The 12,969-nt window shown below is 47.4% G+C and carries 9 protein-coding genes and 1 rRNA gene; 8 read left to right on the top strand and 2 right to left on the bottom strand.

The genetic code is table 11. From position 1 onward, the window contains the following. Positions 1-189: ribosomal RNA gene (locus B5D42_RS05710) — 16S ribosomal RNA — on the bottom strand; the annotation flags it as partial. A 489-nt stretch (positions 190-678) separates the two neighbouring features. Here B5D42_RS05710 and xerD point away from each other — a divergent pair. After that, the gene (gene xerD / locus B5D42_RS05705) at positions 679-1,584 is read left to right on the top strand and encodes a site-specific tyrosine recombinase XerD (protein ID WP_078830470.1); all 906 of its coding nucleotides are present in this window, start codon (positions 679-681) and stop codon (positions 1,582-1,584) included. A gap of 1 nt (position 1,585) precedes the next feature. On the opposite strand, the gene B5D42_RS05700 is transcribed toward xerD, so the two are convergent. Continuing rightward, positions 1,586-3,529, bottom strand: a complete 1,944-nt coding sequence (locus B5D42_RS05700; protein WP_078830469.1) for a YfbK domain-containing protein — start codon at positions 3,527-3,529, stop codon at positions 1,586-1,588. 75 nt (positions 3,530-3,604) lie between these two features. On the opposite strand from B5D42_RS05700, the gene B5D42_RS05695 reads away from it, so the two are divergent. The 7 genes from B5D42_RS05695 (at position 3,605) to B5D42_RS05665 (ending at position 12,954) form a co-directional block, all read left to right on the top strand. Continuing rightward, positions 3,605-4,171, top strand: a complete 567-nt coding sequence (locus tag B5D42_RS05695; RefSeq protein ID WP_078830468.1) for an RNA polymerase sigma factor — start codon at positions 3,605-3,607, stop codon at positions 4,169-4,171. Then, positions 4,171-5,529 carry a carboxypeptidase-like regulatory domain-containing protein gene (locus B5D42_RS05690; RefSeq protein WP_176112915.1) on the top strand — a complete coding sequence of 453 codons (1,359 nt, stop codon included), beginning with the start codon at positions 4,171-4,173 and terminating at the stop codon, positions 5,527-5,529. The genes B5D42_RS05695 and B5D42_RS05690 overlap by 1 nt, the downstream gene beginning before the upstream one ends. Positions 5,530-5,592: 63 nt before the next feature. Then, positions 5,593-6,435, top strand: a complete 843-nt coding sequence (locus B5D42_RS05685) for a DUF2911 domain-containing protein (protein WP_176112914.1) — start codon at positions 5,593-5,595, stop codon at positions 6,433-6,435. A gap of 221 nt (positions 6,436-6,656) precedes the next feature. Continuing rightward, positions 6,657-7,484 carry a GLPGLI family protein gene (locus tag B5D42_RS05680; RefSeq protein WP_078830465.1) on the top strand — a complete coding sequence of 276 codons (828 nt, stop codon included), beginning with the start codon at positions 6,657-6,659 and terminating at the stop codon, positions 7,482-7,484. 128 nt (positions 7,485-7,612) lie between these two features. Beyond that, the gene (locus tag B5D42_RS05675; RefSeq protein ID WP_078830464.1) at positions 7,613-8,206 is read left to right on the top strand and encodes an RNA polymerase sigma factor; all 594 of its coding nucleotides are present in this window, start codon (positions 7,613-7,615) and stop codon (positions 8,204-8,206) included. Between the two features lie 86 nt (positions 8,207-8,292). Next, a complete protein-coding gene (locus B5D42_RS05670; RefSeq protein ID WP_078830463.1) occupies positions 8,293-9,477 on the top strand; it encodes a FecR family protein in 1,185 nt (394 codons plus the stop codon). Positions 9,478-9,600: 123 nt separating this feature from the next. Further along, a complete protein-coding gene (locus B5D42_RS05665; protein ID WP_217698786.1) occupies positions 9,601-12,954 on the top strand; it encodes a TonB-dependent receptor in 3,354 nt (1,117 codons plus the stop codon). Positions 12,955-12,969 lie beyond the last annotated feature (15 nt).

Below are 12,969 nucleotides of genomic sequence, written 5' to 3'. Positions count from 1 at the left end.
TCATAATATTACGGGGTATTAATCCAAATTTCTCTGGGCTATCCCCCACTTACAGGAAGGTTGTGTACGTGTTCCGCACCCGTTTGCCGGTCGCCACCCAAGTATTGCTACTCTGTGCTGCCCCTCGACTTGCATGTATTAAGCCTGCCGCTAGCGTTCATCCTGAGCCAGGATCAAACTCTCCATTGTAAATGTTGTTTGATCTGACTTAATCTCAAATTTTGAATCGAAATTAACGTCGGATTAATTGTTTTTGATTACTTATAACCTTACTTGTTTCTTATGTTTTCAAGTGCTGTTGTTTCCTAACTTTCAAAGATCTTCTGCGACCGCTTTTCTCAATCGCAACCCGTTTAATCGGGGTTGCAAAAGTAAAGCAACCTATGTTATCAGCCAAATATTTTTTCGCTTTTTTTACCAAGCTATCAGGCCTACAAACTTACTAAGAACTACCGCTTTTTTCAAACGGACGGCAAAGATAAGTGGTTAATTTTCAATACCAAATTTATTTTCAGTATTTATTTTTTATCCCTCTTTACCGTTTCAATGAGCTTCCGTTTTTGTTGAACGGGCGGCAAAGATAAGCGGGTTTTATTTTCCACCAAATATTTTTAGAATTTATTTCAAAATTCTTTCGGTTTCCCTGCTTTCATTTAGTTCTTATCTTCCCTCCCGATTATGTGGGATGCATATAAAAAAGGATTCAAAGGCTTTCTCAGGCTCGAACGCTCCCTGAGCGAAAACTCTGTGGAGGCCTACCTGCGCGATATCGATAAACTTACCCAGTTCCTGGCCGCTTCCGGCAAATCCGCTGCTCCCGGCGCTATCGAACTCGCCGATCTGCAACAGTTCGTGAAATGGATCGCCGAACTGGGCATGAGCGCCACTTCCCAGGCCAGGATCATTTCCGGCATCCGCAGCTTTTATAAATACTGCCTCATTGAGCAAATAACGTCTTCCGATCCATCCGTACTGCTCGACGCCCCTAAAACCAGGCGCCACCTGCCCGATGTGCTCAGTTTCAGCGAAATCGAAGCAGTCATCGGCCAAATTGATCAGTCTACACCCGACGGCGCCCGTAACAAAGCCATCCTGGAAACCATGTACAGCTGCGGACTGCGCGTGAGCGAGGTCATCAGCCTGAAAATCTCCTGCATCTATCTCGATGTTGGCTTTATCCGCGTTACCGGCAAAGGCGATAAAGAAAGACTGATCCCCATCGGCAGTGATGCCGCCAAATACATCAGGATCTATAAAGATCAGGTCCGGGTTCACCAGCCCATTCAATCCGGGGCTGAAGACATCCTTTTCCTGAACCGCCGCGGAAAAGGTCTGAGCAGGGTCATGATCTTCTATATTATTAAAGACCTGGCCCTGAAAGCCGGTATCTCCAAAACCATTTCCCCACATACTTTCCGGCATTCCTTTGCCACTCACCTGGTGGAAGGCGGGGCCGACCTTCGTGCCGTTCAGGAAATGCTGGGGCACGAAAGCATTACTACTACCGAGATCTATACCCACCTCGACCGCGATTATCTCCGTGACACCCTGCAGCAGTTTCACCCTGCTTTCCGGGCTCATTAACTTAATCTTTACCTGCCACCGGATCACGATCGGAAAGCAACGCCGCTTTATCTACCAGCTGAAGAAATTCTTTCCGGTAACCGTTTTCATCCCTGCCGGTTGCTTTCAGTGCCAGTTGCCTTACTGTTCCATAAGTAGCTCCGCCTTTGTATTTTGAATTGCGAAGCAACATCCCAAACGAGGCCACTGCTGCTGCAAAACGCAGGTTCTCAGATGCTGCGATGATCGCTGCTGGGTTGTCTGTTACGGGAACGGTGAGCAACCTGCTGGTTTCCCCGGCCGGTTCTTTATAACGCAGTTTGATGAATGCCAGTTCCGTTTCCTTTTCTCCCCCGCTGCTCTTTACCTTCCTGGTATTGGTATACCGCAGACTGTCCACCCCGTACATTAGCGGCACGCCCGGAGGCACCAGTTCATAAATGGCAGTTACGGTATGGCCGCTGCCCAACTCTCCCGCATCTTTTTTATCGTCATTGAAATCTTCTGCCGCCAGCATCCTGTTTTCGTAACCGATCAAACGGTACGCCTGCACTTTCGACGGATTAAACTCTACCTGCAGTTTTACATCTTTTGCAATGGTAAACAATGTACCACCGAATTCATGTACCAGCACTTTCCTGGCTTCGGAGATATCATCGATATAAGCATGGTTGCCGTTTCCTTTATCAGCGAGCTGTTGCATTTTTTCATCCTGGTAATTACCCGTTCCGTATCCGAGCACAGTAAGAAATATCCCGCTTTCCCTTTCTTTTTCTATCAGCTTCTCCAGTCCTTTGACCGACGAGACGCCTACATTGAAGTCTCCGTCCGTACAAAGTATCACTCGATTGTTGCCTCCTTCCGCAAATGATTTTCGGGTGATATTGTATGCCAGCTCTATACCTGCCCCGCCTGCTGTTGAACCTCCTGCCTCAAGCCTGTCGATAGCTGCTATGATTTTGTCTTTTTCTGATCCGCTGGTTGCCGGCAATACGAGGCCTGCATTACCCGCATACGCTACAAGTGATACCTGGTCCTGCTTACGTAATTTCTCTGCCAGCAGTTTCAGCGATGCTTTTACGAGGGGAAGCCTGTCTTCTGACATCATACTTCCGCTTACATCTACCAGGAAGGTAAGATTGGCTGGCGGGAGTTTGTCTGCCGCGATCTTTTTTCCCTGCAGTCCGATCATCAATAGCCGGTGCCGCGGGTTCCATGGACTTATCGCAGTTTCGGTATGCACTTTAAAGGGGTCATTACCTGCAGGCTGACTGTATTCATAACTGAAATAGTTTACCATTTCCTCTATGCGTACTTCTTCGGGCGATGGCAGTCTTCCATCTCTGAGCATCCTGCGGATATTGCTGTATGATGCGGCATCCACATCTATACCGAATGTAGATAATGGTTTGTCGGCGGTTTTATCAAATGCGTTTTCAAAAAATTCGTCTTTTGTTACAATGCCGCCTTTTTTCCTCCGTGTCGCCATATTTCCAGTTGTTGCAAGCCCGCGAATCCGGATATTGGCGCTACCAGCCTGCAGGCCTGCTACTTTTCCCTGCAATGCTGTGTTGTAATTATATGCGCGCACCGCAAGATCATTCAATTCCATTTCCTTTGCCGTCAATTTCATTGCGAGCGTATCTGCCTTGATCCGGACCGGATCTTTCTGCTGTACTATTTTGCGCAGCACGATCTCAAGTGTTGCCTGTGTTCCTGTTGTAACTTCCGTGGTTTCATAACCGCTGGCAGTAACTACTAGGATCATATCAGGTTCTGCCTGTATCGTGAACTGTCCGCCGGCGTTGGTAAACACCTGCTTTACAGTTCCTTTTAATGTTACCACTGCGTAAGCTACCGGCTTACCTGATTCATTTCTCACAGTGCCTGTTATTTTTGCGCCCGTTGTTCCGGCGATGGCTATCATGCATAGGAGCATTCCAGCCAATGAGACAAAATATTTCATATGCGTTGTTTTTAACAGGATGCTGTCTTCTGCGGAATTACACAGAACGCCGGAAAAAAATTACCTTCATCCCGGATGTTGCCGGTAAAACATATTGAAAAAGCGGCGCCGCTGAGCGATGAGCAGCTGCTGGCGCAGTACCAGTCTGGCGGCGATCAGCAGGTGCTGGCAACATTATACCTGCGCTATACCGATCTTGTGTATGGTACGGCCATGAAATACCTGAAAGAGCAGGAACTGGCTAAGGATGCGGTCATGAATATTTACCAGGAGCTCGTACGGAAATTGCAGCAACAGCAGGTAACGACTTTCAGAAGCTGGCTTTATGTAGTAACGAAGAATCATTGCCTGATGTTCATCAGGAAGCAGAAGAACAGTGTAGTTGTTGAATTTCAGCCAGACCTTATGCAATCCGAAGACTTTTCTCATCTTGATGAAGCGCTGGAGAAGGAAAAGGAATTACAAAAACTTGAAAGCTGTATTGAAAACCTTGCCGCCGAGCAGCAGCAGGCCATCAGGCTTTTTTATCTTGAAGGTAAATGTTATAATGAAATAGTGACAGCAACAGGCCAGGAATGGAACAAGATCAGGAGTCTTGTTCAGAATGGCAGGAGAAACCTGAAAAACTGTATGGAAAAATAATGGAACCGAAGGATCAATATCACCGTTATTCTCTCACAGATATCGAACGATACCTGCAGGGCCGGCTATCGCCTGCAGAGATGCACGCCATGGAAAAAGCGGCGCTGCAGGATCCTTTTCTTGCCGATGCACTCGAAGGGTTTTCCGAGGCGGATATGATCACAGCAAAAAAAGACCTTGATCATATCCGCAAAAAACTCACAACAGAAGAAGAACACCGCATAGTTCCGTTTATTATACGGAAAACTTACACCTGGCGCATAGCAGCGGCAGTTATTTTTATAGTGGCAGGCGTTGGCAGCTGGGTGCTGTTCTTTAACAACAGGCAGTCAACGCAGTCACTGGCTTTAAACAACGATTCCGTTGTTGTGCAAAAAGACAGCATAAAGCCGGCTATGGCCGCTATTGCCAAACCTGATTCGGCAGGCATTGCGGCAGCAAATACACACGCAGAAATACAAAGCAAAAAAGCAGTCTCTGCGTTGCATGAACAGGAAAGAGCGGAAGACCTGCGGAACAAGGAAGCCGCACTTGCCCTGCGCGAACAGTCATCAAAACAAAACGCCCGCGACATCCCTGTAAAACTCTCTGCCCGATCACGCTATCCGGCAGGCACAACGTTTTTCGAGATTACAGGAAGAGTTACGGATAGCCTGCACCAGCCGGTAGCCGCTGCTATTGTAGAGAACCTCGACATGAAAATGCGGATGACCACAGATCAGAACGGAGAATTCAAAATGTATGGCGTTGACAGCAGTGTGAACAGGATCCGTATTAGCGCAATCGGTTATAATCATGTTGACACCATATCGGCTTACAATAATAAAGATCTCGCTATACTTATGAAACCTCTGACTTCTGAGCTGAACGAAGTAGTGGCGGTTCAGGGTTTCGGAAAAAAATCGCTGCCGGGAAACGCTCCGCCGGAAAAGCTCAGCAATCTTAAAAAAGATACGCTTACTTATGCGCTCAGCGGGAAAGTGGCAGGAGTTGCCGTTCAGCCACGTAAAGATGCCACCATAAGGATCAGGGGCGCCAGTACCTTTAACACTAAAGATGCAGCTGACAGGGATAGCATAACCGGCCTTTCCGCAGAGCCTGCCGGCGGCTGGGATTCGCTCAAACAAAATATCCGCAGCATCGCAAAACGGGGAAAACTGGAATTACCTGCCAATTTCGTAAAAGTAACAGCCGGCCTCACACTGAACCGAAGAGGAAGCGCAAGGAAAGTTGACATACTGTATCTTTCTATCGAATCACTGAAGCCTGCGATCGTGGAAGCACTCAAAGCAGTACCCTCCTGGTATCTCAATGGTAAAAAACAGACAGGCCCTGTTGTTATAAACTTTCAATTTTAATGTTGCCGTAAATAAACCGTTGCAAAAGTTCATTAGCTTGCGTGCCTAAAACCATTCATGAATATGAAAAGAACATTGTTACTGGCTGCCTTATGCTGCAGCATTGGCGCTTTTTCCCAGATCCGCATGCCGGCACCGAGTCCTACGCAGAAAATAACACAGGATTTCGGCATGGGCGGTATTGAGCTGATCTATTCACGCCCTAATATAAAAGGCAGAACGCTGATGAAAGAGAACAGCGACCTGGCACCACTGGATAAACTCTGGCGTACCGGAGCCAATGCCGCTACCAGGCTGAAATTCACAGACAATGTGACCATCGGCGGTAAACTGCTCGACACAGGAAGTTATGTACTGTACACCGTTCCTTCCAAGGATTACTGGGAAGTTGTGCTGAACAAAGGCCTTGGTAACTGGGGTACCGATGGCTATAAGGAAGCTGAAGATGTGGTACGTTTTAAAGTAAAAGCAGATAAACTCCCTGTACCCGTAGAAACTTTTACCATGCAGTTTGCCAATATACAGGCTGAAAGCTGTGAGCTGCACATTATCTGGGGTAATGCACTGGTGCGCATTCCTATCAGCACCAATATTAAAGACCGTTTACGTGCGCAGGTAGAAAAATCCATGAGCGCTGATCCGGTTAACCCGGCTGCTTACCAGCCTGCAGCTACATTCTATTATGAGTGGGAAAAGAACCTGCCTAAAGCACTGAACGCGATCAACAAAGCAACTCAGGCTAACCCTCAGGGTTTCTGGCTCTTTTTGCTGAAAGCCAGAATAGAAAAAGACATGGGTGATAAAGTTGCTGCCAAAGCAAGCGCCCAGAAATGTATCGAACTGGCTACTACCGCGAAAAATGACGAGTATGTGAAACTGGCAACAGCACTGATCAAATCATTGTAAGCCGCATATTTTTAAAAAAAGCCGCACCATCAGTGCGGCTTTTTTATTGTGCCTGCACATAGCAAAAACAAAACCGTTTACCGTTCATCCGCCTGAATCGCAACTCGCCATTCATTAACCCAAATTAACTTCTTCAGAACGCCCGTTAACTTGTTCCGGATATAAACGCATGTATCTTTCTCCCCGATCAATTTATTCTTCCTTTTCTGAAAATCACACGCATGCGAACATCACTTCCCTACCTGGTTATCCATCTGGTTGTCATACTGCTATCTTCACCGCTATACAGTTCAAGCCAGGCAACCGACAGTTCAGTTGCTGTAGTAAGGTATTCGCTCCGTCATATAACAGACAGCACAGCGCCGGGAGATCCGAGAACGGATGAAATGGTGCTGTTTCTTGGTAAAAAATCCAGCTTCTTTACCTTGAATGCCAATATTCAGCGCGAGATCGCTATGAAAGAACTGGTTAAAAAGAATCCGGGTATGATGAATGGCTTTGCACTCACATTAAATTATGGTGTCCCTTTCGCTTTTTACAAAGACGTAGAAAAAGGGAAAATTGTCAATATTGCCATGTTCAACGGTCAGTATTATATGTATCAGGAAGAAGTGTTCGTTCCGGACTGGAAGACCGACACTGCCACCAGGATCATTAATGGTTATAAATGCCAGCGTGCAACAGCACCTGTTCGCGGCCGTCAATACGAAGCATGGTTCTGCAGCGATCTGCCCTTCAGTTTTGGCCCGTGGAAGCTCGGCGGCCTTCCGGGACTGATCCTTGAAGCGTCTGATACTAAAAAAGAAGTTGTATTCAGTTTCATTTCTTTTACAAGCGAATCGACTGATACGTTCGGGTTACCTCTTACTGCCATCCAAACCTCCCGTACTGAACTACAGAAAGCTGCAAACGCGGCATTGTTGAATGCTGCCGGCAAAATCAGTCTGAACAACAATTCCGACCTGAAGATCAAAGCCGTTTCTGAAGACGGGAAGCCATTCCAGGCAATAAGGATGTTTAATAATCCTATTGAGAAAACGATATTGTAATATTATTAAGAGCCTCTTCCGGCATACATCGGCGATGACGATACACGGGATATTTACGTGCGTCTCAGGGTGATCAGCTGAGAATCTATTTGAGAACCTGTTACTTACGTTATATTTGTATATAACTAATGATACCCGGAGCTCCATATGATGAGGTCGCCCTTTTACGTCTGATCAGCGAGGGCGATGCAATCGCATTCAGGCAATTATTCGAGCGGCATAAGGGCAAGGTATATTATATAGCCCGTGAAATGCTCCACTCGGACGAAGCTGCCCAGGATGCCGTTCAGGAGATCTTCCTGAAGATCTGGCTGCACAATCAACGCCTTGCAGGGATCAATAATTTTACAGCTTATCTCAATACCGTTACCCGTAACCATATTTATAATGTACTGCGGAAGGAAGCCGGGCAGGAGAAACTGCTGCGCCATCTCTTACAGCAGGAAGTCATTACCGGTGAAGGGGAAGCTCTCAATACCCTGGCCCTTCATGAAATGCAGCGTATCCTGCACGATGCTGTCAGTATCCTGTCGCCCCAGCAGCGTAAGGTTTTCGAAATGAGCCGGCTCGAAGGACTTAAACAGGATGAGATCGCAGCTTCCCTGGGCCTGTCGAAAGAAACCGTGAAAAAATACCTGGCAGACGCGCTTCGTAAACTTAAAAGTCAGCTTGGCGCTCACGGCCAATCGCTGATCCTGATCTTATTGTTACAGCTTCGTTAAAAAAATTTCATCCCTTCTACCCCCCTTTTTTCATTTCGCGTGTCTGATTAGAAGATAGCCATATCTGAACAGTTAAACCGCTTGCCATGCACGTTGATGAGAAAAGACTGCCCCTGCTTTTCCGTGAATACCTTTCCCAGAATCTCAGCGAAGAGAACCGCCGCACATTTCTGCACCTGGCTGCATTACCACAACACGAACAGGCGCTGAAAGACCTGATCGATGAAGAAATCGCCCGGCTGGAGCTGGATGCATCTTTTCCCGGCCGTTCGCTTACCGCGGAAGAAGCCGACCTCATTTTTGAGCGGATCATATCACATCATCATCCTGCACCGGTTGCAGAACTAAGACAAAAGCGCAGGTGGTTTGTATGGGCAGCTGCCGCTGCGGTCATTCTTGTGGTTTCAGGACTTGGTTATTTCAGGCAAACACCAGTGATTCCTGCCAGCAGACCCATTGTTATAACGGATGTGGCACCTGCTGTTCCCGGTGCCGTGCTTACGCTTGGCGACGGCTCCCGTGTGCTGCTGGACAGCCAGCATAACGGTAATATCCTTACACAGGGTAATGCGAACATCATTAAAGAGAATGGTCGTGTGATCTATTCTGCCGGCAGCAATTCTGCAGCAGCAGTTGTATACAACACACTAACCACCCCACGCGGCTTCCAGTACAACCTCACGCTTCCTGACGGAACAAAAGTATGGCTGAATGCAGCCTCATCCATTACGTACCCGACTTCCTTTACAGGTTCAAAACGCATTGTATCCGTAACAGGCGAGCCCTATTTTGAAGTAATGCCCGATCACAGCCATCCCTTCATTGTGCAGTATGGCAGCAAATCGGTTGAAGTTACCGGTACTCATTTCAACGTAAATGCTTACGATGAAGAAGAAGACAGCAGGGTTACCCTGCTCGAGGGGAGCGTTAAAGTATATAACGGTACTACCGGCCATGTTCTTACACCGGGGCAACAGGCTGTGCTCTCCAAAACAGGAAACGGGGTCCGTGTTTTATCCGATGTGGATACCGCACAGGTTATGGCCTGGAAAAACGGGCATTTCGATTTCAGGGAAGCAGATCTAAAAACTATTATGCGGCAGCTGATGCGCTGGTATGATGTGGAAGTGGTTTACCAGGGACAGATCCCGGCAAGGTATTTCACCGCAGATATTTCAAGGAACAAGAACCTGTCGGGCGTACTGCAGGTACTTGCTTTGAATAAAATTCATTTCAGGATTGAAAACAAACAAATCATTGTAACACCTTAAAATAATTGCGATGGTACCGGAAAGAACCGGAAGTGCGCCAACACCTCCGGCCTGAATGCCGGGTATCGAAGCAGTAAAACCAACTACGATCATACGAATCTTCAAACCCAACAAAACAAAACTATGGAATTGACCATTCCCCGCAAAGCCGGACCATTACCGGCTTTCACTAAACCGAAAAAAATGCTCATGATGAGAATGATCATTGTAATGCTGAGCGTATGCCTGCAGGTAAGCGCAGGCAGTTTCTCCCAGTCTGTTACGCTATCTGTCAAAAACGCTTCCCTGGAAAGTGTACTGAGAAAAGTAAAAAAGCAGACTGGCTATGATTTCTTTTTTGAGACCAGACTGATCAGGCAGGCCGGTAATGTGAGCCTGGCCGTAAAAAATCAGCCTTTAACAAATGTACTCGATGCCTGTTTCAGCGGACAACCGGTCGCCTATAAGATCGCAGACAAAACGATCATTGTAACGGAAAGGGAAAGTAGTCCTGCACCGTCAGCACCGATACCGCCTCCGCTTCCGCCGTTAACGGTAAAAGGCAAGGTGACGGATGAAAAAGGAAATCCGGTTGAAGGTGCCGGTGTGCTGGTAAAGGGTTCTAACAATGGTACCACCACCAATGCTTCCGGTGAATGGGAACTCAGAAATGTTCCGGACAATGCCACACTGATATTTTCTTATGTTGGTTATAATACGCTTGAGCTTCCGGTAAACGGCAAAACCAGTATCAATGCCTCGCTTACTGCTGTGAACGCGCCGCTCGAGCAGATCGTGGTGATCGGTTATGGTGCACAACGCAAGCGTGACCTTACGGGTTCCATCACTACTGTAAAAGGCGACGATCTTGCCCGTATGCCTGCCACCAATCCTGTTGCCTCATTACAGGGTAAGGTAGCAGGGCTTACCGTTATCAACAGCGGACGTGCCGGTTCTTCACCAACTGTACGGATCCGCGGGGTAAACAGCACCAACAACTCCGATCCTTTATTTGTAGTTGACGGAATTTTCCAGACCAATATCGATTATCTCAACCCTGCCGATATTGAAAGCATGGAAGTGCTGCGCGATCCGTCATCTATTGCTATTTTCGGTTTGCTTGGCGGTAACGGTGTGATCATCGTAACCACCAAAAGGGCTGCAAAAGGTAAAACACGTGTTTCATTGCAAAGTTCGGTTGGCATACAGCATGTAACCAATAAGATCGATGTGACAGATGCGGCCGGTTTCAAAAAATTATACAATGCACAGCTCGCCAATCTGAATGCACAGCCTTTCGATTATACCAACTACACAGCAAACACAGACTGGCAGAGCCTTATACTTCGCGATGCGGTATTGACCAGTCACAGCCTGAACATCTCCAACAGCAGCGATAAAAGTACTACCCTGCTGAACATCGGCTACAATAACCAGGACGGTGTACTGAAATACGACAATTACCAGAAATATATTGTGCGCCTGAATGAAGAGATCAGACTCAATAAAAATATCCGCGTAGGTGGCGATCTTACCGGCTTTCACTGGATACAGCAGGCACCCGGAGCTGATCTCAATAATGCGCTATGGGCAGCGCCGATCGTTCCCATACAAATTGATGCAAAAACCTATTACAGTATGCCATCCTTTCAGCGTGCGCAGGTTGGCAATCCTGTGGCAGCGTTGAACAGGAACAATAAAACTTCCATCAACAAAGGTTACCGCATTGTGGGCAGCCTTTTTGCAGAAGTGAAATTCCTGAGCAATTTCACTTTTAAATCTTCCGTTTATACAGACCTCGGGTTCAACAACTCGAGAAGCTATACGCCGCTGCCGTTCAGTTTCGTAAACCTGGGCGAAGGAACGATCCCTACCAATACAACTTACGATCAGGCGGCCAGAACCAGCGTAACGCAAACACAGGCTGAGTTCCGTAAATACCAGCAGGATCACACACTGACTTTTGACAAAACCATCAGCAATGATCACAGGCTCACATTACTGGCAGGTTTTACCACTTTATACAGCGCAAGCACCAATATAACCGGTAACCGCCGCGACACTTTGCTGAACATTCCCAACGATCCTGCATTCTGGTACCTGGGTATTGCCAATGCATCCAATCCCGGCACTTTCGGTGGCGGTGGCGGAGAAGATTCGTATATGTCTTTCCTGGGCCGCGCCAGTTATGCTTTCAAAAACAAATACCTGCTCAATCTGACTTTCCGTAGAGACGGCACTTCCAAATTTGCACCGGACAAACGCTGGGGTAATTTCAGCAGCGTTGGCGCTGGCTGGGTAGTAACGGAAGAGACTTTTGCAAAGAATATTAAACTTTTCGACTTCTTCAAGATCCGTGCAGCCTGGGGCCAGGTAGGTAACGCCATGGGTACCGGCAGCAGTCTTTATCTGCCCGTACTGAATACGTCCAGCATCGGTGTATTCGGCAATAATGTATACTCATCCGTTACACCTGCTTATGTACCTGATCCGAACCTGCACTGGGAAGTGGTGAACGGTACAGATATCGGACTCGAGTTCCGCATGCTGAACAACAGGCTGAATGCAGATATCAACTATTATAACAGAACCACAAAAGACATCCTTACATTCATCACGCTTCCCGGATCTGCGGGTAGTTACAGCTACTACACCAACCTTGGCAATATCAGCAACAAAGGTCTTGAAGTAAGCCTGGGCTGGCGCGACAAGATCGGCAAGGACCTCAATTATAATATCACCGCCAACTTCAGCTATAACAAGAATAATGTTGAATCGATCGGCAACAACATCACATTCCAGCTGATCGGAAATAATGGCGCCAATAAAACAGAAACAGGTCAGTCGATCGGATATTTCTATGGTTACAGACAGGTCGGTGTTTATCAGTCAACTGCCGACCTCGACAAAGTACCGCATATGGCCAACTCTCTGCCCGGAGATATTGCCTATGCAGATGTGGATGGCGACGGAGCCATTACACCTGCCGACAGGACCTACCTCGGAACGCCTTTCCCTAAATTCAATTTCGGCGTCAACATCGGGCTTTCCTACAAACAGTTTGATGCTTCACTGGAAGGCCAGGGTGTTGCGGGCAACAAAGTTTATACACAGAGACGCACTGCCACTTTCGCAACACTGAACTATGAGACCAACAGGCTCAATGCATGGACAGGTCCGGGCACATCCAATGTAGAACCGATCCTGGACAATACACGCGCCAACAATTTCCTGTTCAGCAATTATTATCTCGAACCGGGTGATTATTTCAGGATCCGTACGGTGCAGCTCGGTTATACATTCGGTGCCAAAGCGCTTTCAAATATCGGTGTACAGCAACTGAGGCTTTACCTGAGTGCGCAGAACCTGCATACATTCAGCAGAACTACGGGCTATACGCCGGAAGCAGGACTGGGCAGTCCTATAGCTAGTGGTGCAGACAACGGCACTTACCCGATACCGGCTATTTATTCCTTTGGTCTTAACCTGACATTTTAACCACACTCATTAAAT

The sequence above is a fragment of the Sediminibacterium ginsengisoli genome (assembly GCF_900167075.1).
Taxonomy (GTDB): domain Bacteria; phylum Bacteroidota; class Bacteroidia; order Chitinophagales; family Chitinophagaceae; genus Sediminibacterium; species Sediminibacterium ginsengisoli.
Note: the sequence above shows the minus strand (reverse complement) of the source record. Positions and strands in the feature narration are given on the sequence as shown.

Bases quoted from the DNA above. Each gene is read 5' to 3' on its own strand.
- B5D42_RS05690 (WP_176112915.1), top strand. From the start codon at position 4,171: ATGGAACCGAAGGATCAATATCACCGTTATTCTCTCACAGATATCGAA.
- xerD (WP_078830470.1), top strand. From the start codon at position 679: ATGTGGGATGCATATAAAAAAGGATTCAAAGGCTTTCTCAGGCTCGAA.
- B5D42_RS05665 (WP_217698786.1), top strand. From the start codon at position 9,601: ATGGAATTGACCATTCCCCGCAAAGCCGGACCATTACCGGCTTTCACT.
- B5D42_RS05700 (WP_078830469.1), bottom strand. From the start codon at position 3,529: ATGAAATATTTTGTCTCATTGGCTGGAATGCTCCTATGCATGATAGCC.
- B5D42_RS05685 (WP_176112914.1), top strand. From the start codon at position 5,593: ATGAAAAGAACATTGTTACTGGCTGCCTTATGCTGCAGCATTGGCGCT.
- B5D42_RS05695 (WP_078830468.1), top strand. From the start codon at position 3,605: ATGTTGCCGGTAAAACATATTGAAAAAGCGGCGCCGCTGAGCGATGAG.
- B5D42_RS05670 (WP_078830463.1), top strand. From the start codon at position 8,293: ATGCACGTTGATGAGAAAAGACTGCCCCTGCTTTTCCGTGAATACCTT.
- B5D42_RS05675 (WP_078830464.1), top strand. From the start codon at position 7,613: ATGATACCCGGAGCTCCATATGATGAGGTCGCCCTTTTACGTCTGATC.
- B5D42_RS05680 (WP_078830465.1), top strand. From the start codon at position 6,657: ATGCGAACATCACTTCCCTACCTGGTTATCCATCTGGTTGTCATACTG.